The sequence below is a fragment of the Streptococcus criceti HS-6 genome, from assembly GCF_000187975.2.
Lineage (GTDB): Bacteria > Bacillota > Bacilli > Lactobacillales > Streptococcaceae > Streptococcus > Streptococcus criceti.
On record NZ_AEUV02000002.1, the window covers coordinates 1,683,507 to 1,709,803 of the forward strand.

Annotated in this window: 23 protein-coding genes and 1 pseudogene; 6 read left to right on the forward strand and 18 right to left on the reverse strand. The window is 41.9% G+C overall.

Features of this window, described 5'->3' with window-relative positions; all coding sequences use genetic code 11:
• Positions 1-277 precede the first annotated feature (277 nt).
• Positions 278-1,276 (forward strand): hypothetical protein, encoded by a 999-nt coding sequence (locus STRCR_RS07890; RefSeq protein ID WP_004229162.1) that lies wholly within the window; start codon positions 278-280, stop codon positions 1,274-1,276.
• A 682-nt stretch (positions 1,277-1,958) separates the two neighbouring features.
• Here STRCR_RS07890 and STRCR_RS07900 read toward each other — a convergent pair.
• The 3 genes from STRCR_RS07900 to STRCR_RS07910 all read right to left on the reverse strand — a co-directional run bounded on the left by STRCR_RS07900 (position 1,959) and on the right by STRCR_RS07910 (position 6,205).
• Positions 1,959-2,984: a YdcF family protein gene (locus tag STRCR_RS07900; RefSeq protein WP_004226757.1), complete on the reverse strand. Its 1,026-nt coding sequence runs from the start codon at positions 2,982-2,984 to the stop codon at positions 1,959-1,961.
• 678 nt (positions 2,985-3,662) lie between these two features.
• Complete coding sequence (gene gdhA / locus STRCR_RS07905) at positions 3,663-5,015, reverse strand: NADP-specific glutamate dehydrogenase (protein WP_004228397.1); 1,353 nt, start codon at positions 5,013-5,015, stop codon at positions 3,663-3,665.
• Between the two features lie 302 nt (positions 5,016-5,317).
• Positions 5,318-6,205, reverse strand: coding sequence for a LysR family transcriptional regulator (locus STRCR_RS07910; protein ID WP_004229735.1), 888 nt, complete (start codon positions 6,203-6,205; stop codon positions 5,318-5,320).
• Between the two features lie 215 nt (positions 6,206-6,420).
• On the opposite strand from STRCR_RS07910, the gene STRCR_RS07915 reads away from it, so the two are divergent.
• The 5 genes from STRCR_RS07915 to STRCR_RS07935 all read left to right on the forward strand — a co-directional run bounded on the left by STRCR_RS07915 (position 6,421) and on the right by STRCR_RS07935 (position 10,211).
• A complete protein-coding gene (locus STRCR_RS07915) occupies positions 6,421-6,798 on the forward strand; it encodes a nuclear transport factor 2 family protein (RefSeq protein WP_040804588.1) in 378 nt (125 codons plus the stop codon).
• A gap of 124 nt (positions 6,799-6,922) precedes the next feature.
• Positions 6,923-7,744, forward strand: coding sequence for an SDR family oxidoreductase (locus STRCR_RS07920; RefSeq protein ID WP_004229794.1), 822 nt, complete (start codon positions 6,923-6,925; stop codon positions 7,742-7,744).
• A 14-nt stretch (positions 7,745-7,758) separates the two neighbouring features.
• Complete coding sequence (locus STRCR_RS07925; protein ID WP_004229223.1) at positions 7,759-8,343, forward strand: NAD(P)H-binding protein; 585 nt, start codon at positions 7,759-7,761, stop codon at positions 8,341-8,343.
• A 284-nt stretch (positions 8,344-8,627) separates the two neighbouring features.
• Positions 8,628-9,488 carry an aldo/keto reductase gene (locus tag STRCR_RS07930; protein WP_004228012.1) on the forward strand — a complete coding sequence of 287 codons (861 nt, stop codon included), beginning with the start codon at positions 8,628-8,630 and terminating at the stop codon, positions 9,486-9,488.
• Positions 9,489-9,707: 219 nt separating this feature from the next.
• Positions 9,708-10,211: an HdeD family acid-resistance protein gene (locus STRCR_RS07935; RefSeq protein WP_004227227.1), complete on the forward strand. Its 504-nt coding sequence runs from the start codon at positions 9,708-9,710 to the stop codon at positions 10,209-10,211.
• A 166-nt stretch (positions 10,212-10,377) separates the two neighbouring features.
• Here STRCR_RS07935 and STRCR_RS07940 read toward each other — a convergent pair whose 3' ends face one another.
• The 15 genes and pseudogenes from STRCR_RS07940 to STRCR_RS08010 all read right to left on the reverse strand — a co-directional run bounded on the left by STRCR_RS07940 (position 10,378) and on the right by STRCR_RS08010 (position 26,094).
• The gene (locus STRCR_RS07940) at positions 10,378-10,596 is read right to left on the reverse strand and encodes a hypothetical protein (protein ID WP_040804589.1); all 219 of its coding nucleotides are present in this window, start codon (positions 10,594-10,596) and stop codon (positions 10,378-10,380) included.
• A 294-nt stretch (positions 10,597-10,890) separates the two neighbouring features.
• Positions 10,891-11,463: a GrpB family protein gene (locus STRCR_RS07945; RefSeq protein WP_004225287.1), complete on the reverse strand. Its 573-nt coding sequence runs from the start codon at positions 11,461-11,463 to the stop codon at positions 10,891-10,893.
• A gap of 127 nt (positions 11,464-11,590) precedes the next feature.
• The gene (locus tag STRCR_RS07950; protein ID WP_004227193.1) at positions 11,591-13,336 is read right to left on the reverse strand and encodes an ABC transporter ATP-binding protein; all 1,746 of its coding nucleotides are present in this window, start codon (positions 13,334-13,336) and stop codon (positions 11,591-11,593) included.
• A gap of 13 nt (positions 13,337-13,349) precedes the next feature.
• On the reverse strand, positions 13,350-15,089 hold the full coding sequence (locus tag STRCR_RS07955) for an ABC transporter ATP-binding protein (RefSeq protein ID WP_004226774.1): 1,740 nt from the start codon (positions 15,087-15,089) through the stop codon (positions 13,350-13,352).
• Between the two features lie 141 nt (positions 15,090-15,230).
• Positions 15,231-17,108 (reverse strand): ABC-F family ATP-binding cassette domain-containing protein, encoded by a 1,878-nt coding sequence (locus STRCR_RS07960; protein ID WP_004229894.1) that lies wholly within the window; start codon positions 17,106-17,108, stop codon positions 15,231-15,233.
• Between the two features lie 599 nt (positions 17,109-17,707).
• Positions 17,708-18,913, reverse strand: coding sequence for a CCA tRNA nucleotidyltransferase (locus STRCR_RS07965; RefSeq protein WP_004227823.1), 1,206 nt, complete (start codon positions 18,911-18,913; stop codon positions 17,708-17,710).
• Positions 18,910-19,677, reverse strand: coding sequence for a 4-hydroxy-tetrahydrodipicolinate reductase (gene dapB / locus STRCR_RS07970; protein ID WP_004229002.1), 768 nt, complete (start codon positions 19,675-19,677; stop codon positions 18,910-18,912). Before dapB ends, STRCR_RS07965 begins: the two co-directional genes overlap by 4 nt.
• Before the next feature lie 65 nt (positions 19,678-19,742).
• Positions 19,743-20,591 carry a DegV family protein gene (locus STRCR_RS07975; protein ID WP_004226324.1) on the reverse strand — a complete coding sequence of 283 codons (849 nt, stop codon included), beginning with the start codon at positions 20,589-20,591 and terminating at the stop codon, positions 19,743-19,745.
• A 1-nt stretch (position 20,592) separates the two neighbouring features.
• Entirely contained in the window at positions 20,593-20,967 is a 375-nt protein-coding gene (locus STRCR_RS07980) for a DUF1149 family protein (RefSeq protein WP_004227418.1), read from the reverse strand.
• 204 nt (positions 20,968-21,171) lie between these two features.
• The gene (locus tag STRCR_RS07985) at positions 21,172-21,693 is read right to left on the reverse strand and encodes a hypothetical protein (protein WP_004228607.1); all 522 of its coding nucleotides are present in this window, start codon (positions 21,691-21,693) and stop codon (positions 21,172-21,174) included.
• A gap of 82 nt (positions 21,694-21,775) precedes the next feature.
• Positions 21,776-22,276 (reverse strand): annotated as a pseudogene (locus STRCR_RS07990) (TipC family immunity protein); the annotation flags it as partial.
• A gap of 207 nt (positions 22,277-22,483) precedes the next feature.
• Positions 22,484-23,131, reverse strand: coding sequence for a TipC family immunity protein (locus STRCR_RS07995; RefSeq protein ID WP_004228596.1), 648 nt, complete (start codon positions 23,129-23,131; stop codon positions 22,484-22,486).
• Positions 23,124-24,764 carry a hypothetical protein gene (locus tag STRCR_RS08000; RefSeq protein WP_004230025.1) on the reverse strand — a complete coding sequence of 547 codons (1,641 nt, stop codon included), beginning with the start codon at positions 24,762-24,764 and terminating at the stop codon, positions 23,124-23,126. Before STRCR_RS08000 ends, STRCR_RS07995 begins: the two co-directional genes overlap by 8 nt.
• Positions 24,761-25,804 (reverse strand): hypothetical protein, encoded by a 1,044-nt coding sequence (locus tag STRCR_RS08005; protein WP_004228957.1) that lies wholly within the window; start codon positions 25,802-25,804, stop codon positions 24,761-24,763. Before STRCR_RS08005 ends, STRCR_RS08000 begins: the two co-directional genes overlap by 4 nt.
• An 11-nt stretch (positions 25,805-25,815) precedes the next feature.
• Complete coding sequence (locus STRCR_RS08010) at positions 25,816-26,094, reverse strand: TIGR04197 family type VII secretion effector (RefSeq protein ID WP_004225209.1); 279 nt, start codon at positions 26,092-26,094, stop codon at positions 25,816-25,818.
• Positions 26,095-26,297: the final 203 nt, after the last annotated feature.

The following is a 26,297-nucleotide window of genomic DNA, read 5'->3' on the forward strand; positions in this document are numbered from 1 at the left end:
GAAAGGTTATAAGGACCACATTTCTAAATTTAATCACTATTTTAAAATATTTTATGGTATACTCAAGGTAAGCAAGCGCTTTCTTTTTAAAAAATAAGATGAGCTGGAGAACTCTTTCCATCCTCATCATTTAAAAATTATTGAATCATTTCAGTCTGTCAGAGGCCTGGATAGCTGCTCCCTTACTTAGCCGTAACTGACGGAAATATTCACTCCTGTCACATTACTGATGCTCTCCCAACTATATAATCGAATGACATTTAGCGAGGAAGCTATTATGAAAAAAATTTTTAAATCCAAAATTGGGCGTTTTATTCTAGGGATTTTAGGGATATCGTTGATAGCTCTGCTATCTACGGTGGGCTATGGAGTCTTAGTCTCCTGGCGTGAAGACAATACGTCAGACTACTACAGTGCTCTCATTAATAAGCACGCGCCTTATACTGAAGCAGAAATTGACTATATGGCCGCCGTGCGAAAATATCAAGATCCCCTCTTCTTTATCTTTAAAGAAAAGGATTATCGCAAGGCCATGAATTCTTCTACAGGAACCTTAACTAAGGAGCAGCAACAAAGCTCCCTGATTGACTGGGCTGATACCTATCAAAAGACCAAACCGCAAGAACTAAGGGGCAATGAGTCTTGGCTTCCAGGCACTGATATTGCTGTCCCGATCCCTAAGCAATGGCAACAAACTTATAAAGATCGACAGGCCCCTATTGATTTTGGCGGTAAATACGGCCTGATCCTCAATAGCGAAGACAATTCGGGCGCCTTCGTCTTTTTTGAAATTGCAGCCTCTGGCGGACAATATAAGACTGCAGGAGATTATGCTGCTTCAAAGGATGCTAAGCGGTTTGCGAAAATAGATAAGTCCCAGTACGATTTTACCCATGAATTAGAGAGGCAAGAGGATATACAATTTAACAGAAATTTAGACAATGTTGGGAATGCCCTTAATCTTACGCATGGAACTATTACTTATGATTCTCTAACACTTCGCGACCGAACTGTCTATATCTACCAGCAAACGATGTCTTATGCTGACGGTGATGTTATTGAGGCTATCTATCTCTTTAAAGTAGGCTACAATATTGTCACTGCTAATGTCTACTATCCTGCAAAAGATAAGGATAAATTTGAAAATGCCATAGAAAAGTCTATCGCCCAAGCTCATACTTTTAAATTAGACTATATGAGAAAAGATGAACCAAGCCGTCATGGTATTACTAAAAAAGAAGAAAAGGAAAAGGAAAAACAAAGCCAAAAACAGTGAAGGACTTTGTCCCATTTCGTTAACGATTATCTCTCTTGCTTCATTAACCATATCAGATGGTAAAGGGACAGTATTTTGGAAAGTCAGACAGAATTTCTGATGACGCAGCTATCATCCCTCTTAGTCTCTTATTTATCGCAAAAATCTCTGGACTCCTTGTGCTCCTATAAGTATTGATACCACCAATGCTTATAGGAGTTTTCATCTAGAGTCTTTAAAAAGAAAATAGATCGAAGAAATGTGCCCAAAACGGACTTTTCTCTTCAATCTATTTTTTTAAGATCTCTCCAGTTTCTTTATTAGTATATTACCGTAGGCTCTTTCTCAGATTCGAATTGACCTTTGTCAACAGTAAGCTCTAGGAAAATGGATTGGTAATATAGTCATCACTACCATTTATAACGCTCTTATCTGGTCGTATTCTTTTGTTCCGGCAGATATAAAGATAGTTGGGACTGTAGTATTGTTCCTAATTTCAGAGCACCAGTAAAAACCACCATAATAAGGAATATAATATCCAGCAAAATAAGGTCATGCTGCTGGGCATCAATAAATTGGTCAATAGACCTAAAATCCTCATAGAGAACTATTTCAAAGTCATATCTTATTAAGTGGCCTTGGACAAGATTGACCAAATCTAAACATCTTCAACGATACCTATTGTAATGGTCATCACAAACTCTTATTTTAATGAAAAGTAGACTAACAGGAGAAAAACTACCGAAATCACAATCAATATTCCCTTTATCTTATTCAAAATGGCAAGGTATTCTCGCAAAAAGGCGCTGGGAATATAGTAACCGGCCGTTTTAGCTCCAACCCCCTCACCATCCATGTGGAGCCGTCTAGCGTACAGGGTCGCACGAAAGACATGGTAGTTATTACTGACAAAGAGGTATTTAGGATTTTCCTTTTGCCCTCTTGTAAGTTCTTGCGAAAATTTTAAATTTTCATAAGTTGAAGTCGATTGCTCTTCTAATATGATACGGTCTTCTTTAATCCCTTTCGCTATTAGATAATCAGCAATTGCTCTCGCCTCAGAAATTATTTCATCACGTCCTTTTCCCCCGCTGGCAATGATGCGAACATCGTCCTTGGTCGCTGCACGATAGGCCTCTATTGCTTTATCTATCCTTGAAGCCAATAATGGAGGAATCTTATACCCCTCTATCAAGCCCGACCCATGAATAATGATATAATCGTAATCTTTATTCTTAGGTAAAGTCAAATACAAAATGGAGTAAGCTAAGAAAGCAAAAAAGATAAAGAGAAAAACAATAAAGAAGAAACTAAGGATAATATAACTATATTGAGCAATATAGCCCTGCATACTATTTTGAACATAGAGCCTAAACCAATAGCGCACATATAAGATCGTCATCGCTAAATAAAATAAAATCCCTATTCCAAAGAAGATAGACAAACTATTGGCTAGGCTTTTGCGCTCTTTTCTCAAAATAAGGATACCATTGATAATCATGTAAGTCGCAAATATCATCAAACTGACTGGGATAAAGCCATATACAAACAAGATAAAAAGGCCATGAATCGTTTCCCACTGGCGTTCGTAGGCAAAATAAGCAAAACTGAGAAATAACAAGCCTAATGAAAATAAAAACAAGAAGGCATTTGATAACTTTCGCCGATCTATTTTAAACGAAATGATAAACCAAATGACAACAACTGCAGTCAGCGCATACAAGGTCATAGTTTCCCCTTATCCTTTTCTTGCATAAAGTTGAATATGTATAACTACTAAAAGAATTATACCATAAACGCCTGATGGTTATTACAAAAATCAGAGTTCCTAACCATCATGTTTTAGAGTAACTATCAGGACACATTAAGATAATAATAGTCTTTGAACATCGAAACGATAGGCACTGCCATGCAATTCGCCTACGATGCTGTAAATTTAAAGGGAAGTACAGAAAAATTGATGCTCGAAAAGCCAATTTCGTAGTAGCCCCTCTGCAAAGTTGATTAAGGTTGGACGCTATCACAAAGTGATAGGTACTGCCAATTGACCACTGTAACTCACTTTTCCTGAGTCTTTAGTAACTCTATTACGTTAAGTTCCTTAAATAACACACAGACCTCTAAAGATTTCCTCAACCTTTGGATCACTCAATGGCCTAGTTTGCACCTGTCTATGTTTCTGTGAAAATTGATAAGCTTTCTCAGGACTTGCTATCCCTTGCCAAATGACCTAATTTTCTGCTCGTTTTCTTAGTATCCTTTGTACCCGAATTTTAGCTTCCCTTTAAAATACAATACATGAACTTGAGCAAGAAAAAGGCTCGGAAAAAGATATTCCGAGCCTAATCTATTGAAAAATATCGATCGTGCATTAGATCACAGTAAGATCTTTGCCATACGTGTTGGACTAAACAATCCCTTGAGCAGACATTGCTTCAGCGACTTTGAGGAAGCCAGCGATATTAGCACCAACAACGAGATTGCCTTCATGACCGAATTCTTTAGCTGCTGCTGCTGAATTTTCGTAGATACCTTTCATGATGTCATAGAGTTTAGAGTCAACTTCTTCAAATGACCATGATGTCCGTTGGCTATTTTGTGCCATTTCAAGTGCTGATACAGCAACACCACCAGCATTGGCAGCCTTAGCAGGGCCAAAGGCTACACCTGCTTTAAGGAAGACATCAATAGCGCCAAGCGTTGACGGCATATTTGCCCCTTCAGAAACGGCGATAACACCATTCTTCACAAGCGTTTCAGCGTCTGTCTCACTCAATTCATTTTGAGTAGCACATGGGAAGGCCAAATCCGCTTTTATAGACCAAACAGTCTTGTCACCACCAGCTGGTGTGAACGTGGCATTTGGACGAGCATCAGCGTATTTGACGATACGTTCACGCTTAACTTCCTTGATTTCTTTCAAGAGAGTAACATCAATACCATCCGGATCATAGACGAAACCTGACGAATCAGAAACAGTCACAGCCTTAGCACCGAGAGCTTCCAATTTTTCACAGGCGTAAATAGCAACATTACCGGCACCTGAGACAAGAGCTGTTTTACCCTTGAAGGTTTCACCGCGATCCTTGAGCATTTGTTCAGCAAAGTAAACAGCTCCATAACCAGTTGCTTCTGTACGAGCGAGTGATCCACCCCATTGCAGGCCTTTACCAGTAAGAACGCCAGTATATTCATTGCGAAGGCGCTTGTATTGACCGTAGAGGTAGCCAATTTCACGTCCACCAACACCGATATCACCGGCAGGAACATCAGTATCTGCACCGATGTGTTTGCTCAATTCAGTCATGAAGCTTTGACAGAAGCGCATGATTTCATTGTCAGACTTACCTTTAGGATCAAAATTTGATCCCCCTTTACCGCCTCCGATAGGCTGACCAGTTAACGAATTTTTAAAGATTTGTTCAAATCCGAGGAACTTGATAATGGATTGGTTCACCGATGGGTGGAAACGCAGGCCGCCTTTATAAGGACCAATGGCAGACGAGAATTGCACGCGGAAACCACGGTTTACTTGAACCTTTCCTTGGTCATCAACCCATGGGACACGGAAAGACACGATACGTTCAGGTTCAACCAAACGTTCCAAAAGATTTTCTTCAATATACTTAGGATACTTATCAAAGACAGGCACCAAAGATTGGAAAACCTCTTCTACTGCTTGCAGGAATTCCGGCTCATGGCTATTTTGCTTTTTCACCTTTTCAAAGACACCGTCAACGTACTGCTTACCTGTTGTCATAATTATAAATCCTCCAATACGATTAATTCGTAAATCTAATTACGTGTGCTATTATACAAATTTTCAGAATATTTTGTCAAGACTTTTGTGTAATTTTTTTAATTTTTTTCGATTTTTATGTTAGATTTTATAACACGACTCTCAGGCTGCTCCCCTTCTTATCTGGTGGAAAATTAAATCTCAAAAGGGATGATCACTATCTCTAAGTGACTTCTAGCTAAATTTCAAGGAAATCCTTTTTATATCTGATGAATCATTGAGGAGCATTCAAAACGATGCAAAGTTTTGATACTTTAAAATACTTAAAAACGATCTCTCGCCCCATCGTATAAATCTTGTAAGATGTCAATCAGGACCTTGACACTAGTGATACGATTATCCTCATGTGTCACTAAGACAAAGTCAAACTGCTCTGGACAATCAAATGGTACCCAAGCAAACTGTCCCGAGTAATCATTGAGGAAACCTGGCGAGAGGCAAATGGCTTTGCCACTTGCGACTTGGATCAGAGTAAAATCATGCGTCGGACTGTTATAGTAATGAATAGGAACACTTGATAAGACGCGCTGCTGGACTTGGCGAAGTTTTGACGATGAACCTCCGTTTACCAGCAAAGTACGGTGGGCCAAGTCATCAGCTGTGATGATTTCTTTCTGAGCGAGCAGATCTGAATTTTGGCACAAGAGATAGATGTGACTTATAAAAAGTGGATGAAGGCTGACGCCAGCTAACTTTTCAGCCTCTTCCCTTAGCAGCAAAATCATGTCCAGCTCTCTGCGCATGAAGGAACTGACGAAATCATCGGGTGACTGAATCTCTGGCACAATCTGCACCGATGGTTGTTTTTCTTCAAAGATTTTGATAGCCTCAGGCAGATAATAGAGGGACGTTCGGGTTGAAAATCCAATTTTAATCGAATCCTTGTAACGCTCCCCCATATTTTGTGCCTGCTCAATGGCAAACTGCAGCTCCTGCAAAATGCGCTGCAGCGACACAACCAATTCTTCTCCAGCAGGCGTCAGACGAATGCTTTTTCCAATACGATCAAAAATTGCAAAGCCAACTTCTTCCTCAATAACTTTGATTTGGTAAGATAGGGATGGCTGAGAAATGTAGAGATTTTCAGCGGCACGGCTCAAATTCAGGGTCTTAGCCGTTTCAATCAGATAGGTTATTTGTTTGGTATTCATAATTAAAATAGGCTATTAAGCGAACGTGGCTAAGATAGAAAGCTAACCGAAGATACTTGCATCTCAGGGATAAATAACTTTTAACTCACTTCACACACAGCCTGTGTTTAGTTCCTTTCTTTTTCTTATAAAATAATTTTATAAATAATCGAAAATAAGTATTGGATAATTTGATTATAAGGTTTTATACTGAATTCATCAACCAAAAGGAGGTAATGCTTGTGACAGATGATGAAATCTTGAAAAATCTTTACCGCCAAATCAATCAAGCTATGGTGACCAAGGATATTAACACGCTTGAAAAACTGCTGAAGCCAGATACCTTATTAATTCACACGACAGGTTATCATCAGCCGGTGAGCGAATGGCTGGACCAGATCGCTTCAGGGGAGATGGCCTACTACTCCTGGCAGGAGGATGCCATCAAGGAGGTGACTGTCGGGGAAAACAGCGCCAGTCTCATCGGGCAAAGCCGTGTCAAAGCGCGGGTTTGGGGCATAGGGCCTTCGATCTGGCGCTTGCAAACCAAAATGTATTTTGAAAAAGTAAATGGTCAGTGGAAAATTACCAAGCAAGTGGCTAGCACCTATTGAGAAAGGATTTTTTACTCTAGCACTCTTAAGTTACTAAGTATGATAATGACTGGAGTAGAAATTTACCGGCTAGCCGTGTAAAATTGATTAAAACTATAGGATAAGGAATAAGGAAGGAAAAAACATGAAAAAATCAAAGGATATTGTAGTCTTGTTAGGTGCAGGAGCCATCGGACTTGAAATTGTGCGCCGCATCGCAACCAGCAAAACACTTATTTTAGGAGATATCAATCAAATAAATCTTGAGAATGCCAAGGAAGATTTGGAGAATGCTGGCTTCACCGTCGAAACAGTCATTGTTGACGCAGGTGAACGCGCCTCTATCCAAGCCTTTGCTGATAAGGCCAAACAACTAGGCGATATCAACTATTACGTCCATACAGCGGGACTTTCACCAAATCAAGCGACTTTTGCGGACGTCCTTCGGGTGGATCTGGTTGGTACAGCTATCGCTCTAGAAATTTTCGGAAAAATTATAGCACCCGGCGGTTCCGGTCTTGTCATTTCAAGTATGGCTGGGCACATGTTTACGGACTTTGTGACAGTTGAACAACGTCAAGCCTTGATGACAACTCCAGCAGATGATTTAGGCAAATTGGATTTTATTCAAGAAGATATGCCTGGAGGTGCCTACGGTATCTCCAAGCAGGGCAATATTCTGAGGGTGCAAGCAGAAAGTCTAAATTGGGCAGAACGTGGGGCTCGACTCAATAGTATCAGTCCTGGTATCATCATTACACCTTTGGCTCGTCACGAACTGAAAGCAAATCCGACTGGTTATCAATCTTTGATTGATAATTCGGCCACTAAACGTGTTGGAACAACAGCTGAAGTTGCAACTGCGAGTGCCTATTTACTTAGCGAGGAGGCTAGCTTCATTACAGGAACAGACCTTCTTATCGACGGCGGTGTCATTGCTGCCATGAAGAATGGCCGTATGGGATAGAAAGAGGATATTAAATGACAAAAGTAACAATCATCGGCGCGACAGGGTCACTCGGCCGTGCCACAACAAAAATCTTACTGAATGAGACTGAGGTGGAGCTGACCTTGTTTTCACGGTCAGCCAATCGATTGCCAGATAGCGCTCGTACGATAAAAATCGCAGCCAGTGTCTTTGATAAAGCTGCCTTGGAACAAGCTCTTATCGGTAGTGATCTTGTTTTCGTTGCTTTATCAGGCGATCTGCCAAGAATGGTAACAGCCATCGTCAATGCCATGCAGGCAACGCAGACCAAGCGCATTATTTTCATCTCATCCTATGGTATTTATGGTGAATTGCCTGGCCAAAATGGTCAAGTTGCAAGAATTCTAAAACCTTATCGACAGGCTGCCGATATTCTGGAAAACTCAGGCCTTGACATCACAATCTTACGACCAGGTTGGCTTGATAATTCAAGCGACCGCTCTTATGATTTAATCCCCAAAGGTGATATCATTTATGCCAACAATATTTCGCGGCTGGCTATCGCTGATTTTATAAAGGAAGTCGCACTGGAACCAAGCAAATTTGTCAATACAAACTTTGGTATTATACGCGATTAGCGTACATTACTTGCTTAGCAATAGCTTATGTTATTAGCTTGCTTTTGCTATATTTTAGAAAAAATAAAACTAGAAGCAGCCAATTCACTCTTATCATTAGCCTTTGTTACCAAGTGCATAACACTTAGCTAACAGATATCTGGCTGTATCTTGTTAATTGAACACGCCTACACTCCTGTGAAAAAAGACTCACCTTCCTAGAATTTTATTAATTCTTTGTCAGGTTCCCTGTTTTTCTTTGGAGTGCTTAACGGCTTTGTATCTTGTTAAAAAGGAGAAAAACCATGGTACAAACATTTACACTTAACGACGGCAATACTATCCCCGCAGTTGGTTTCGGGGTCTTCCGCATCCCTGCGGGCGGCTCGACTTATACGGCAGTCAAAGAAGCTCTCGCGGTGGGCTATCGCCACATCGACACCGCACAGGCTTACATGAATGAAAAAGAAGTTGGCCAAGCTATTGCGGACTCTGGCATTCCGCGCGAAGAAATCTTCGTGACTACCAAGCTCTGGCTGCAGGATTACGCCTATGATTTAGCCGTCAAAGGCTTAAATACTTCGTTAGAAAAGCTTAATTTAGACTACATCGATTTGGTCCTGCTTCATCAGCCTTACGGAGAAGTCTTAGATGGCTGGCGTGCCTTGGAGAATTTTCAGGCTGCTGGCAAAATCAAATCTATCGGTGTCTCTAATATGACACCTAAACTATGGAAAGAGTATGTGCCACAGTTTAAAACTAGGCCTGCTGTCAACCAAGTTGAAATGCACCCCTATGCCCAACAAAAAGAATTGCGAGAACTGCTAGCTAAAGATAATGTCCTCATCGAGGCTTGGGGACCACTTGGTCAGGGGAATAAGGAGCTGCTGTCTGATCCAGTCATCAAAAAGCTGGCTGAAAAATACGGTAAAGATGTCGGACAAATTATCCTTCGCTTTGAGAACCAAGAAGGTATCCTTGTCTTGCCAAAATCAACTAAACCAGCTCGTATCAAATCGAATCTTGATATTTTCGAATTTGAATTGACGAGCCAAGAAATGGAAGAACTGCGCGCTCTTGATAAAAATCAACCTGCTCACAACCCAGACGCACCGGGCGTTGGTGATTGGCTACTCAACAATTATGACATTCATGCTAATGAGTAACAACATAGAAACTTGCCACGAATGTATTAGGCTGTGTACTCGAAGGCTTATTATTTTGACTTTCAAAGAGTATAAACTACTAGATCTTCTGAGAAAAGGACATAGCGATGGTCTCGAACTATTGCCATGTCCCTATTTTTATTAATAATGATGGGTTCTCTTTGCTTTTCTTTTATTGCTAAACTATAATAGGGATAAACATAGAAGTGAGGTCTACTTATGAAATGGTTTCCTTTAATCGGAGGAGTGTTTTCAATCCTGTACGCTGTCTTTCTCTTTGCTAATCCACTAACCAGCGTGGCTACGATTGCCTGGATCATCGCCTTGATTATCTTTGTGACTGGAATTGCTAGTTTTTTGGAATATTTGAACAGTCCCCAATACCGCAGCATTTGGCAGCTCATTCAAAGTCTTCTTTCTGTCGTCTTTGGCTTTGTACTTCTGAGCAGCTCTGTCTTTTCCTTGACTAAAGCCTTTATGACCATCATTGCTTACTGGGTCTTGCTATCTGGACTGCTGCGCCTAGTCACTGGCGTCCAGCTACGTCGGGCTGGCTATCCGAGATACTCCATCAATCTCTCCTCGGCTGTTCTTACTATCCTATTTGGCCTTATTCTACTGGGCAGCCCCCTGTTTTCGGCCAGTATTATTGGCATTATGGTCGCTTTCTTCTTCTTGATGATTGGCATTGCCCTTCTCTCGCTCTACTTTAGGATTCGCTGAACTGTAAACTATTAAATAACAACAAAAGATCCGAAAAATTTCGGACCTTTTTAATTATGTGACTTTTAGTCCGTCTCGCACCTTGCGGTGCGAGACAAATCATAAAATATTTTCAAAAATTTGGTCAATGGTCAATCCATCCTTTTAATATCCAAATCCAATCTGGCTAATCATAATAAGAAATATTAGCTTCATAACTACAAAGTATTATCAGCCTTGTAAAATATAAAAATTCAAAAAAGATCGGTAGTGCGAAACACATACTATAAAAAGCCGCTGATGAAATGGCCTGGAGTTCCTGTGTCAAAGCTTCAGAAGTCATAAAGTCTCTTTGTCTAGCAGAAAGGTGTATAACTTCTTGACCTTTATCTTTCAAAATCATCATGCACTTCTCTCCCCTCCTTACATTCTTATCATAGCAATTTTCTTCTAGACATTTGCGAGTGATTTATTTGTTTGGCATCCAAAGCCGCAAAGCGAACTGACAATCGCATAATAAATGGAAACTAGAAGTCTTTATCAGCCACCAGCTAAGCTGGTGGTTTTCTTGTTTTTCTCTTTGAGAAAAACTAGCTTCAAGCCATAATGAAAAATCCTGCATCATGGCCGATGCAGGATTGACAAATGATTAACACTTCAATTGTTTGGCTATCTGTCAAACCGAGGAAAGTAGGCTGTATTATAGGATTTTCCTATTCTTATCACCCTTTTGCTTTTCTAATTCAGTATATTTCCTGATAAAGTCTGCTTTAGCCTCCGTATAACTATTACGGTCGTGTTCGAATTTTTTCCAGAGAGAAAGTTTCAACTCTTCATAAGCTTTAGCCGTTTTCGGATGTTTAATCAGATAGTCTCTAAAATAGAGTTCATCACAATCTCCCAAAAGTCGCAGATGCAGATGAAAAACTCTTGGAGCAAAACCACTTGTTGTGTAACCTTTCTTAAGCGATATGCGAGTTTCAGTCTTGCTCATAAAAAGCCAACCGTTAGCCAGCAGGATGGTCTTAATCTCTTGAAGACTTTGTCTGTTATCAGCTTCCAGTAAAATATCCACAATGTTTTTAGCCCAAATCTTGGGAATAGCGGTGCTGCCAATATGATGAACGCTGACAGAAAATTTATCCGCAAGTAAGTCCAAAATACTCTTTTTCTCCTCTTCATACCAATTTGTCCAGTCATCATTGTGGGCTACCAAAAAGATAGGAAAAAGCTGCCGAAGTTCTTCTGAGCTCATATCTTCTAATCCATTCATTGTTAACTCCTTTGTTTAAAATAGACTTTCCGTGCTTTTTTCATTCTCGATACGCTTCTCCCATAAATACTTTCATTCAAAAGGGCAAAAGAGGTTAGCCTGCAGTGAAGGAATTGATAGCACTGTTTTAAGACTGGCTGAATTGACTCATATAAAGATCATGATAGAAGCCCTTATCAGCCAAGAGCCTGTCGTGAGTGCCCTGCTCAATAATTTGACCGTCCTTGAGGACCAGAATCTTATCAGCTTCTTGAATGGTTGATAAGCGATGGGCAATGACGAAGCTTGTCCGTCCCTCCATAAGTCGACTCATGGCTTTTTGAATCAAGAGTTCTAAACGGGTATCAACCGAGGAAGTCGCCTCATCCAAAATCAGAATCTTTGGATCGGCCAAAAGAGCTCTAGCGATGGTTAAGAGCTGCTTCTGCCCCAGAGAAACATTGCTGGATTCTTGGTTCATTTCCATATTGTAACCGCCTGGCAGGGTTCGAATAAAGTGGTCAACATTAGCCGCCTTGGCTGCTGCGATAATTTCCTCATCTGTCGCATCTAACTTAGCAAAGCGTAAGTTTTCCTTGATGGTTCCTTCATAAAGCCAAGCATCTTGGAGCACCATACCGAACTGTTGACGGTACTCCTGCCGAGATAGATGGCGAATATCGTGGCCATCTACTGTAATAGCGCCCTTGGTCACATCATAAAAGCGCATAAGCAGGTTGATTAAGGTTGTTTTGCCTGCTCCAGTCGGCCCAACAATAGCAATCATCTGACCAGGCTGAACATCCAAATTAAAGTCCTTAATCAATGGCTTTCCTTCTGCGTATTGGAAATCTACATGCCTGAAGGACACCTGACCGGTTAAATTATGGGAGAGGTGCTCGGTGACATCAGATACTTCATTCTCTTCATCCAGAACAGCAAAAATCCGTTCTAGAGATGAGCGGGCTGATTGGAGCATAGAAGCTAATTGAGTCAATGTTTGAATGGGCTGCCCAATTTGCCAGAGGTATTGGACAAAAGCTTGAAGATTACCAATGGTCAATTTTCCGGCGATAACCTTGAGGCCGCCCCAGACAGCAATAATCAAATAGGAAGTATCTGAGATGGCATTGAGGATAGGCATCATGATACCTGAAATAAAGCTGGCCTTGAAACCAACCTCCTGCAACTCGTCGAGAATACCGTCGAATTCCTGCGCAGAAGCCTCTTCTCGGCCGTAGAGCTTGATAACATTAAAGCCCGTCAGATTTTCTTGAACAAAACCATTCATATCTCCTAAAACATCAGCCTGACGTTTGAAATAGGGCTGGGATTTTTTCAGAAGATAAGACGCTGAGAAATAAGTGATGGGAATCGTTGCAATAACGAAAAGGCCCAATTGGATATTGAGGTAGAGAACCATAGCGATGACCATGGCTAGAGTTAGAACTGCATTGATAATCTGCAAGAAGGATTGCTGCAGGGCGTTAGAAACAGTTTCAACATCGCTGGTAAAGCGCCCCAGCATATCCCCAAACTTGTGCTTATCAAAATAAGATACAGGAATCTTATTGATTTTATGACTGAGATCATGACGCAAATCGTGGATAGAGCGTTGCACTGTTCTGGTCATGAAATAATTAGAACCATAACTACCAATTTCAGATAAAAGACCACGAATAGCATAAACAATAATGAGAAAGAGAATTTTCTTCCCATCAATAGCTCGACCGGATAAAAGGCTGGAGGTCAGTTCTGTCACCATGAGACCCAAAACAAAGGGTTCAACAACACTGGCCACTGCTCCCACAATTTTAAGAAAGATTGCCAGATAGAGGGTGCTCTGATAATGTTTTAAATAGGACCACAAGCGTAAAAAGACATTTTTTGACATAAGCCCCTCCTTTCTAGTTTTCTTCCAAGAGCTTGCCAGCATTGAGCTGGGAGTTAGCGATTTCGCGGTAGATATCATTGGTTTTCATGAGTTCTTCATGGGTACCTCTACCGACGATCTGACCTTCGTTAAGAACAATGATTTGATCTGCATCCATGATAGTTCCCACCCTCTGAGCTACAATCAAGACAGTCGCATCCTGAGTGACTTCCTTGAGGCGTTTTCGCAGCTGTGCATCAGTTTTATAATCCAAGGCTGAGAAAGAATCATCGAAGATATAAATATCAGGCTTTTTGACAACAGCTCGGGCAATGGCTAGGCGCTGCTTTTGACCACCAGAAAGATTGCTGCCTCCTTCGGCTAGATGGGTGGCGTACCCTTCTTCACGACTGTCGATAAATTCCTTGGCTTGGGCTACTGAGGCTGCCTGATCAAGCTCCTGAATGTCAGCATCACGCTTCCCATATTTGAGATTTTCTTCAATCGAACCGGTAAAAAGCAAAGCTTTCTGCGGAACAAAGCCAACCTTCTGCCGCAGAGCCCTGAGATTGTAATCACGGACATCGACACCATCAACTAAAATCTTGCCCAAGGTTACATCGTAAAAACGCGGGATCAGACTGACCAGAGAGGATTTTCCAGAACCAGTTGAGCCGATAAAGGCCGTCGTTTGCCCGGGGCCAGCCTTGAAGGAAATATCGTGGAGAACTGGACTTTCTGTTTCACCCGGATAGGCAAAGGTGACATGATCAAATTCCAGATAACCCCGACTGTCTGTTTCGGTTACCCCGTCAGGATTTTGCGAAATAGACAGGGGCATATCCATGACTTCATTGATCCGTCGACTGGAAACGACCATCCGAGGGTACATATTAAAGAGGTTGGCAAAAATTAAGAAAGAAAAGAGGGCATGAAAACTGTATTCGATGAAAGCCACTAAATCTCCGATTTGCAGACTTCCCTGATGCAGAGGTTTCAAAGCAAGCCAGACAATCGCCACAATCATAGCAACAATAATCTGGATAAACAGGGGTTCAGTCAGGCCGGTCAGGGTAAAGAGTTTCGTTGAAATACCAGCATAATCCTGATTTTTTTCGTCAAAACGGTCTTCTTGGAATGACTCACGAGCAAAGGCCCGAATGACCCGCAGGCCGCTCAGATTTTCCCGAACATACTGGTTAATTTTATCTAAAGTCCTCTGCTGCCGCTCAGATAAAGGACGGGTCTTGATCGCCACATAGGCAATGGTTGCTATTAAGAAAGGCATAAAAACAGCAACTACCCAGGCCAAGGACGGGCTGGTGACTAAAATCATGACAACAGAAAAAGTCATCATAAGCGGTGTCACCACCCCCATCCGCAAACTCATTTCGGTAAACTGCATCAAAACAAAGGCATCATTAGTCATCCGTGTCACCAGTGAAGAGACACCGATTTTTTCATACTCTTCGTGGGAATAGTCCTGCAGTTTGGCATATATGTCCCGGCGCAAATCTCGGACCATATTCGTCGATAGCTTTCCAGTTGCATAGGCCAGTGTCACCCGGCCGATAATTCCCGAAATGACAACAGCCAGCATAATCAGGGTCCAAAAGGTCAGAGACTGCTTATCTTTGGGATTAATAGCTTGGTCAATCATCCGAGCCAAAACCGTCGGTAAGCCCAGATTGACCACTACAAATAAGAAAGCTCCGCAGAAGTCATAAACCAGCCACTTAGGATATTTTTTCAAATAAGACCAGATAAGGTTCATAGAGGGTTTGGTTTCCTTTCTTATACTCGTACTTGATTAAAATCACAATCAGAATTTTGATGCTTTCTTAGACAGTGCAGACGCAAGCAACTTCTTCTCGGAGTTTCTAACGATCTCGCTACTTAAGAAATAAACTAGTCCTTAGCTCTCCAACTCACTCAGATATTCATAGCGCTCATACTTTTCCAGCAGGTCTTGGTTGAGCTGGTCCAGTTCTCTTTGCAGGTCGGCCAACTTGGCGAAGTCGCTGCCATAATTTTCCATATCAGCTTCAACTGCCGCAATCTTATCTTCCAGACTGGCAATGTCATCTTCAATTGAAGCCCATTCCTGCTTTTCCTGCCAAGACATGCGTTTCTTGACAGACTCTTCTTTTGGAGCATCTTGGGATTCTTTTTCAGCCTTTTGACTGTCATGGCTGGCTTGATGTCGAAGAAATTCTTGCTCATCCAGATAATCAGTATAATTGCCAAAAAACTCCCGAACCGTGTTATTTTCAAAGGCTAAGATTTTATTAGCTACCTTATCTAGGAAGTAGCGGTCGTGACTAACAGTGATAACAGCCCCGCCAAAACCTTGGAGAAAATTCTCCAAAACGGTCAGGGTTGCAATATCCAAGTCATTGGTTGGCTCATCCAGAAGTAAAACATTAGGTTTCTCAATCAAAATCTTAAGAAGGTACAGCCGCTTTTTCTCACCGCCAGATAGCTTGGCAATCCGTGTACCATGACTAGAACGCGGAAATAGGAACTGTTCCAGAAGTTCGGTAATACTGGTTGTCCCCACAGTTGTCCTGACTTCATCGGCCACCTCTTGCAAATAATTGATGACTCGCTTGCTCTCGTCCATCCCCATGATTTGCTGGGAGAAATAACCAATTCTCACTGTCTCACCAATATCAAGTTGGCCAGAAGTCGGCCGTAAATCTCCATTAATGAGATTGAGGAGGGTCGATTTGCCAACGCCATTATCACCGACAATGCCGATTCGATCCTTGTTCTGCACCAAAAGATTAAAATCCTGCAAAATTGGCTTGTTGGGATAGGCAAAAGATACCCCCTTGAAATTGAGTACCTTCTTGCCAATTCGACTGGTCTGGAAATTGATGGCTAAATCATTGGTTGAGGATGTCTTTTGCAATTGGCCCTTGAGCTCCTTAAAGCGATTGATTCGGGCCTGTTGCTTGGTAGCTCTGGCTTGGGGTTGGGTCCGCATCCAGGCCAATTCCTGCTTGTAGAGCTGCTGCTTCTTATGCAGATTGGCTGCTTCTCGCTCATCTGCTTCGGCCTTGAGACGGACATAATCTTGGTAATTGCCTTGGTACTCGGTCAATCGGGCCTGCTCCAATTCAAAAATGCGTGTCGCCACACTATCTAAGAAATAGCGGTCATGAGTGATAAAGAAGACGGTTTTCTTGGAGGTTTTGAGAAAATTCGTCAGCCAGGCAATGGTGTCAATGTCGAGGTGGTTGGTTGGCTCGTCCATCAGTAACAAGTCCGCATTCCCTAACAAAACCTGAGCCAGCTGTACCCTCCGTTTTAATCCTCCGGAAAGCTGGCTGACTTTTTGAGTCAATTCGGAAATGCCCAACTTAGACAGGACAGTTTTAACCTCGCTCTCAATAGTCCAAGCATCTAAACTGTCCATTTCAGCCATGATCTGATCCAGCTTGGCTTGATTGGCTTCATCATAGTGGAGCATAAGTTCCTCGTATTGGCGAATCAGCACCATTTCTTTCAAATCAGACGAGAGAACCGTATCTAACACCGTTTGGCTATCATCAAAATCTGGCTCTTGAGTCAGATAGGCCATTTTATAATCTTTGGCCTTTAAAAAAGGAGAAACATCTCCATCAAAGCCAATCTTATCCGCCAAAACATCTAGGAGTGTTGTTTTCCCAGTCCCATTAACCCCAATCAAACCGATGCGATCCAGATCGTGAATAATAAAGGAAATATCTGAAAAAACGGTCTTATCTCCAACCGATTTGGTCAATCCTTCTACAATAAAATCGTTCATTTTTCCTCCCTGGACTAGAAATCTCTTTTGATTTACATAAATATGTTTATGCTAAATAGTTGCAAGTTACTTAGAACTTGTATTCACATTTTTTGATAGTTAGCCTTATGTGGTAGGGACGCAAGCAATCTCCTAACGGAGTTCCATTGCTCATTTTCAAGCCTAGGGTCTTGAAAATCCCCTCGACGATTGACTTAAATAGGGTCAACCGTCTTTTTACCACAACGGCAACTGTCTGTTTTGAGAGTGGGACAGAAGTCGATTTTTTATATAAATTGACTTCGTTGTCCCACCTCCGCACAAGTTGATTAGGATGGCCGCTAACACTTACGGAGTAGTTAAACAGTCCAGTGGACTGTTTAAGGGGGGACTTGAAAATGGAACTGCACCCCAAGATAAGGACCTCCAATCAGCAGTGGTTCATTGGTGCTAAAGCACCTAATGAACTGTGCAGGGGAAAGACTTCTTGGCAGTGCCAACAAGTCTTTCTCCCAAGCACTGCGGCAAACTGTTATTACTGCAAAAATAGAAGGCTGGAATACTTTTTTCCAAACTTTTTCCAGCTGACGCTAAGAATTTAATCTTGTGAATACAGTTACTTACTCAATCTTAGATTCAGCAAAGGCTAAAATAGCTTCTCGTTCATTAGCTAACTCCCCTTGAACAATAGCGGCCTCTATCTGGTTCAAAACCTGCCCCAGCGCTGGACCTGGCCGGAGTCCTAATTGAGCCATGAGGTCACCGCCGTTGACAACAATCTCTTTCTTATGATGAATGAGGAGACTAGCATCCAACTGGGCAATCAAGTCAAAATCGACCGTCAAACCTTGAGCCTGTCGTAGATTTTCAGCTAACTCTGCCAGAGGCTTACTGTAGCGATAAAGGGTTTGCTTATCGTGGACAGCCGTTAGACGATGGTCGTAAATAGCTACTAATTGTGTTACCATCTTTTGAAAGTGACTGGAGGTCTTCCACTTTTTCAAGAAAGCCTTGCAATTCTTGATTTTCAAGGCTAAGCAGAGAGCAGCCCAGGCTTGTTCGCTGGTCGCAAAGACAAAATCATCTGCATAATCTGTCAGCAAGGTCGCCAATTTGTCAGCCTTCCCTTGTAAATCAGGCAGATAGTCACAAGCCTTAGCCTGAATCAAGGCTTCCAATCCTTTTTTCCAATAAGGAGCAGTCAAGAGCTTATCAAACTCGATAAAGGACCGCTCAACCGAAATTTTTTCTAAGAGAGGAGCGTAGATCTTCATGGCCGCAAAAGTACTAGTTTCAATGGTAAAATTCAAGCTAGCCGCAAAACGAAGCCCACGCATAATTCGCAAGGCATCCTCGCTAAAACGCTCATCAGCTCTGCCAACCGCCCGCAGAACCTGGTTCTCCAAGTCGCTGAAGCCATCAAAAAGATCAACAATTTGGGCATCCTCAGCTAAAGCAAAAGCATTGACAGTAAAATCTCGTCGTTTGAGATCTTCTTCCAAGGAGCGGACGAAAGAGACGCTCTTGGGTCTGCGGTAATCAACATAAACATCTTCAGTTCTAAAGGTCGTAACCTCATACTCGCCGCCATTTTCCAAGACCAAGACTGTTCCGTGTTCAATGCCAATGTCTACCGTCCTCTCAAAGATCCTCTTGGTTTCCTGAGGATAGGAGCTGGTCGCAATATCGACATCGTGGATGGGCCGATTTAAGAGGGCATCCCGCACCGATCCTCCGACAAAATAGGCCTCATAGCCTGCTGATTTTATCTTCTCTAAGACTGGTAAAGCCTCCTGAAACTCAGAAGGCAAATTTTTTAATCTCATAGTAATTCTTCCAACCCATAAACGAGTTCCTCTCGTTTCACCACTTCTTTGATCCCTAGATTAACTCCGCTCATGAAGGAAACGCGGTCATAGGAATCGTGCCGAAGGGTCAAGCCTTGGCCTTCAGCACCAAAGATGACCTCTTGGTGAGCTATCAGACCCGGAAGGCGGACTGAATGGATGCGAAAACCATCAAACTCAGCTCCACGTGCACCAGTCAGGGTCTCCTCCTCATCCGGAGCCCCCTGTTTCTTAGGAGCACGGACCTTCTGAATTAATTCAGCAGTCTTAACGGCCGTTCCGCTAGGGGCATCTTTTTTCTTATCATGATGGAGTTCGATGATTTCTAAATCAGGGAAATACTTGGCTGCCTTAGCAGCAAACTCCATAAGAAGAATGGCTCCGATAGCAAAGTTAGGCGCAATCAGACCACCGACTTTTTGCTGACGAGAAAGTTCGATCAATTCGCTGATTTGCTCAGGTGTAAAGCCTGTTGTCCCAACAACAGGAGCAAAGCCGTTTTCTAAAGCAAAACGAGTATTTTCATAGGCAACCTTGGGCATGGTGAAATCAACCCAAACCTGAGCATCGAAGCCAACTAAGTCTTCCTTCTTGTTGAAGACCGGAATGCCATCAATCTCTTTTTCAGGAGCGAAGGGATCAAGAAGTCCCGCCAATTCCAAATCAGCATCTCCCTTGACCATATCGACAGCGGTTGAACCCATCCGTCCCTTAAATCCTGCCACAATAACTTTAATACTCATACCTGTTTCCTCCTAAATTGACTAAGCACAGTTGACCAAGTCAGCCTTATTAAAAAATGCGGCCGCTAATCCGCCTTGGGTGTAAAACCGACCGCCACTGCCCCTTCTCCAAGGTGGGTAGAAATCACGCCACAAAAAGGAACAATGTCCAAGTCACCTTTAAAGCCACTGGCCAAGAGCTGCTGACGAAAGGCTTGAGCCTTGTCTTGGGCATTGGCCTCAATAATCCAAGTCTTGTAGGCTTTTTCTTCAGCTCTCTGGTCTAAAATCGCAATTAAACGTTTGAGGGCTTTTTTCTCAGTCCTAACCTTCTCGAAAACCTCAATAACCCCCTCATTGAAATGCATAATGGGTTTGATATTAAGCAAATTTCCCAAAAGAGCAGCTCCATTGGAGAGGCGGCCGCCTTTTACCAAATGATTAAGGTCATCGACCATAATATAGGCTTCAGTTCCAGCAATCATGGTCTCCAACTGACTTAAAATCTCTTCAAAACTCAGCCCGGCTTTCGCCCCTTCTAAAGCTGAGGTTACCATATAACCCATGGGACTGCTAGTAATCTTACTATCTGGAAAGGCAATCGTCAGCTGGCTGTGTTCCTCAATCAAATACTGGATATTTTGCCAGAAACCTGAGATACCGCTGGAAAGGAAAATCCCCAGAATATGGGTGTAGCCGCCCTTTTCCAAATTGGTCAAGGTATCCTCTAAATCTGCGATGCTGGGCTGACTAGTCGTCGGCAGACTGGAAGCCTGCTGCATCTTGGGATAAAACTCCTCAATGGTCAGATTTTTCCCCTCAACATAGGTCTCACCATTAATCATAATGGGAATATCCAAGATATAAAGGTCGGGGTGATCCGAATAATCTTTGGGGAGGTAGACCGAGGAGTCCGTTATAACTGCTAATTTCATTTTAAAATTCCAGATTAATACCTGGACGGTCAAGAGCGATTTCGGACACTTCGTAAGTTAGGCGCTGCAACGTTTCCAAGAGCGGGCCTGCCAAACTTTGAACTTCTTCTTGAGAAAATTCTTTTGGTTCATTGACCAAACGATTATGGACGTGCACCATTTGTGAAATGACACCAGCAATGACGAATTCATCACGAACGATTTGGAACTGCAAAACAGCTACCAAATGGGTGTCGTTTTTCTTGTCATCCTTGCTGACCAATTGGAAGGTTACTTCAACATTGGTTTTCGGCTCACCATTTTGCTTTTCCCATTCTAAATTGCGGGCATCATAGTGATATTGATTAACGAATACTTGATCACGAGTTAATTCCATTATTCTTCTCCTAATTTGAATCTTTTAACTAGCTTATTATAGCACACTTCGCCCTCGCTTCAAAGGGCTTTAGCCCTGTCTGATATGATTATTTAGCTTTTATTTGGCCTTTTATTTATGAGTTGTTAATCCTCAAAGAAAATTCTGGACAGAAAGAAAGGCTGGAAATGAGTCTGAGAACTCAGCCTTATTTACGGCAGGTGCTTAAAATTTCTTTTGCGGGTGTCGCCGAACAATTTCTGGATGAGCGGCTAAGGCCTCTTCACCCTTGGCTGTCAAAGCATAACCCCGCAGAGCAAAGAGCGGCGCCAGTTCGTCTTCACTGTATACCTCTAACATTTTTTGCTCCAAGCCCTGCCGCTTCATCTTGGACAAGCCTTTGATCGTCTTAATTTTGAGGAAGTCTTTGAGCTTATCAGCTCGCAAATAGATGAGTGATTCTTTGGCGGACATCAGGCGAAGGTAATCGTGTTCTATCAACCAGTCCAATTCCTTCTGGGCATCGATGCCATAAGTCGTATAGAAATATTTGTGATGAGGACTGTAGGTCGTATAGGTACCAAAATTAATCCGCCAAAGCAAGATAATGTGTCCAGGCAGCAAGCCTTCTCTCGTTCGTTCCATGTTACGCTTCGAGATTGGCTTGCGTCTCAGCTCGTCCTCATATTTAGCTGAGATATAGGGCATTTCTGCATGGTTGGCATAAATTTCTTCAAAAGTTTTCATGAATTTAGTATAACACAGAATTTTTCGGTATAAGAAAAACCAAGCTCTTGCGCCTTGGTTTTTAAACAGTAAGTTACCAATCCTACCACTGTTTTTTGACCTCAATCTTGTCATAATCACTAGGAGTAAATTGACTGTCATAAATCTTAGTCCAGTCTTTAAGAATAAGACCTCTTATGACACGTTTATAGGATTGCTTAATTTGAGCGTTGGTTACATGATAGCGTTTTAAATAAGTTTTGATCTGAGAAGTTTGATCAATATAACGTTCCTCATCACCTTGATTATCAATAATAATTAACTCTTCCTCAGCCCTTTTTTCATTTGACCTATAGATATACCACATTTTTAAATCGATATCCTTATCTAATTTTTTCGTAAAACAGATCTCCAAACTTCTATCCCTGCTATTTTTTGCAAAAAAGATATCTTCATATTCTGATGAAACATTACCGTTATATGTGAATTCAACAACAGGGTACTCTTTGTCATTATCATCAAAATTTGAGTAATCTTTTCTTGTTACTTTCTTGGAAGGAGTAACCCTCCCCATCTTGACATACATCTCATCAAAGATATTTTGAGATAGCTTATACTTAGGGTCAAGCTACTGGTAACCAAATGGTGCTAGGATAAACAATAGGATAGTGACCAAGATACTTATTATAATAGTTTTTTTGTGCATGACTTTCTCCTTGTCACTCGGCAGTTTTAACGTACTGAACAAGTTGAATTTTACCATTTTCAGACCCATAAATAAGCTATAACTATTAGAAATCTCTGAGCAACTTTACCAATCTTGCCATTGAGTTTTAACTGTTACATCACCATAGTTAGTTGAAGAAAATTTACTTTCATAAATGCTTACCCAGTCTTTGAGGACAAGATTATTGATTATTTTATTATAGTCATCATTTAATTCTTGAACTTTTATCTCTTGACTTTTAAGATAAGGTCGAACTTCCTTATCAGTATCTGCTATATTTCTTCCATTATTATTAAGGATATTAACTTCCTTTTCTAACAACTTATTTTTTGAATTATACTTGATGGTGTACCATAAAAAATCACTATTAGGTAACTTTCTTTGAAACCAGATAATAAATCCTTGATTTTTAGAATGTAAATCAAAATCAATTTTTACATTAGAGTAAATATTCGAAAACGCTTCCTCCTTATAAACTACTTGAGGATTCAGCTTTCCCGTGTCATTCATATCACTATCATAGACCTTTTTTTTATAAACAATAACATCATTCAGATTTCTAAATATATTTTTATTTAAGTAACTAGAATTTGTCTGAGTATAAATTTCGTCAAAAATATTAATAACAGTAGTTGTATGATGATATTTCATATCATTGAATGCTACTATCCCTAAAATTAACATTATAAAAATGATGATTATAGAAAGTATTTTATTTAAATTATTATTCATCCGCATAGTTCCTTAAGTTATTATCGCCATTCTTCACACTCATGATAAAGTTATAGCTTTCAGGATTTTCTTCTCTCAAGCGCTCCATACTTTCATCATCAATTGAACCTGTATTAGAGCCAACTATAGCACTTTCCATTTCTCCATAATTTTGATTAGTCTTAAACTCGTCAGCTCTTGTGGTTGCCCCAGAATCAATATCTGCATAGTATTGATTCGAAGCTTCTGTATAACTTAGTCCTTCTTTTTCCATGCGAGCTGTAATATTGACGGAATCTAAATCTGCTCTGTAGTCATCATTTCCAATACTTGGACTGGCTCCTGCGGCACTCGTTGTATCACCGAGCCAACCTGCTAGTTTTTCTACGTGATCCTTACCACCATATAAGTCAGCCGCAGAATAATTAGGACGTAATATCGTGGCTGTTGTAATAGATTGATGGGCAAAATCTGCATTGGTTTGTTTATCGTTATCTGTATAATCCTGCAATTTTTTATCCCAAAATTCATCGAAGCCTTTTGCTGAACCATAGTTTGACTTGTATGCTTTCTTTGCCTGAACATAAGCATCTTTATCTTTTTCTTTCATTTCTTCAGCAGTCATTTGACTTCCATCAGACATTGTATGTTGCAATCTAATATTATATCTCAATTTCTTAACATCCTTTTTATCCATTCCCAGCCATTCTAATAAATCAGATGCATTTCTAATGGGTAGTCCAGTTACATCCGCAAGATTTCCCGCAGTCTGAAACCACATTTGATTGTTGACATATCCTTTTACTCCAGAATCTTCTTGATAGACAAAACTTCCCATAATTAGATTAAGGATGTAGTCTCTCTCTTCTTGACCCTTATCGGGAAACTTCTTCTCCAACCCTCTTCTGACTTGGATAATCTGGCGGGCAGTGATGTCGTCAAAGCCGTATTGGGCCTTGAGATTCTCCACATATTGCTGCTCTTCTGCGGACAGTTTCAGTTCCTTCGCCAACTGATTAGTGATGGCCGTCATGCCAGAAAGCCACTGAGTGCCTACAGACTTGAAGGTCCCCGTCTGGCTGTCCCAACTCTGCTCTGCTAGGGCAATGCCCCTGTCTAAAGCAGCTTTTAAGGCATCAATCTCGGAAAATATCTGCGGAGACGTCGCATTAAAGGCACGCAGTTTCTCCAATTTGTCTTCCAAAACCCGCCGGCTGCTTTCTGCAGCATCAATCATCCTGTGATAGCTGTTCAGCCGGGCCCCTTCATTGGCATCATGGCGATCCAGATTCATGGCGTCAACCGCATCTCGAGCATTGGAAATCCGAAGATTTAACTCGGCAATAGCCATCTCCAACTCCGATTCTTTCAGACTCTCATGAGCTACCTGTTCCATATAAGCTTCTGGGAAACGCTGAACGGCCTCAGCCACAGTCTGAGCCAGCTGTTTCCCAATCATGGCCAGCGGGCGCAGGACGGTGGCTGAATACCGCCGAGCCGAATCATAGGTCTTTCCTTTTAATTCAGCCCCGCTGTTCTCAAAATCTTCTAAAGCAGCTTCCAGCTCTTCATAGGCTTGAATCTCTTGCTGGGCTATGGCCTTGGCACTGGCTGCCTGTGCTTGAGATTTCTCTAAATACATATCAATACTCATGGAATCTTCCTAATCTCCTCTTCTAAATCTTCGATCTCAGCTGTCAGTTTCTGACGCTGGGTATAAACCACTCCTTGCTCCTCGATGACCTGTCTTTTTCGAGCCTGCACCTTCTCCTTAGCGGTTTCTAGTAAATCATCGGCTCTGCCACGCTCTTGGAAGACCAGATGGTAGCTTCTTTCGATTTCACCAGAAAATCGGTAAGCATAGGCTAAACCCTCCAAAGCACCGCCCAGCCTAGCTAAGACTTCACCGACTATCTGCTCTTGCTCGTCTAATCGGCGGCTTTTAGCATTTAACATATCTTCTTCTTCGTATAAATCCCGTTCTTGCTGCAAAAGCTTATCTTGCTCGGTCTCCTTGGCTGCTATCTCTTTCCGCTTTTCCCGACGTTTAGCCTCGGCTTCTGCCTCCTTTTTGATTTTCGCTCGGCGCCGTTCCAGCTCTTCCAAGTCTTCCTTGCTCGGAGGAGTCGGCCAAGTATTGAGCCCAAGATTTTGGCGCTCACGCTCTAAAGTCCGGTTTAAATTCTTTCGCCATTCGCTGGCATCTTCAAGCTGATACTTTTTAGCAGCCTGATCTGATGGCGCTTTCTTTTTAGAAGGCGACGATTGGGATACCACTTGCTCAGACCGAGAAAGTTTCGGCTCCTGCTTTGGAACTGACGATTGATCCAGAGAGACTGGCTGAGGAGTCTGAGCTGGAACGGTCCCTGATGGGAAGGGTACTGTCGGAGCTTCCGAAGCTGTCGAGAAGCCAGCAGGAGTCACAGGTTGAACGGGCTGGGGACCCACTGGGGCAGGTACTGGCTGGGCAGACATTGCAGTGGAACATGTCGGCGGCATAGGCTGAAAACCAGCAGGATTGGCAGGCTGAACAGACTGCTGGACAAAACCTGTTATCGGAGCTCCTGTCGCTGAAAACTGATCAGGCGATACGTACGGAGTGTTTGGGGACAGCGGAGCATTCTTAAACGTCCGATAGGTTCCATTAACACTGGGGCTTGAGCGTCTCAATAATTTTCTAAAAAACTGAAGCATCACGGCTCACCTTACAGCTTTGTGGCACGGATAGCCTGAGCCTGATTGGCGTCAACAGATTCAAATTCACTGGCAACACTGTGAATATTTGTGGAAGCATGACTCAGCAAATCAAAAACTTTTTGTCGAGCTGATTGAGCTAGCTTCAGCGCCTCATGCGCTTTAGCATTGCCAGCCACAGTGGTGGAATCATCCTTAGCCACTTCACCAATGCCAGCTAGAGTGCTGCCTGTCGCCGAAAATTGACTGGCATGCGATTGAGCAATAGATAATTGACTTTTGATTTCCATAAAATTCTCCTTATAAAACCTAAAACTATAACAATAAATATAGACTATATTAGCTTTCAAAACTCATATTTGTCAAGAATTTTAGTTAGTTTTATGATTGTATTATTTTTCAATAAGTATGAGAAATTTCCTTACTTCCAAATCAAAAAAGTCCGAGGATTCTCAGACTTTTATATCGCAAATCTCTAGTAACTTATATAAAT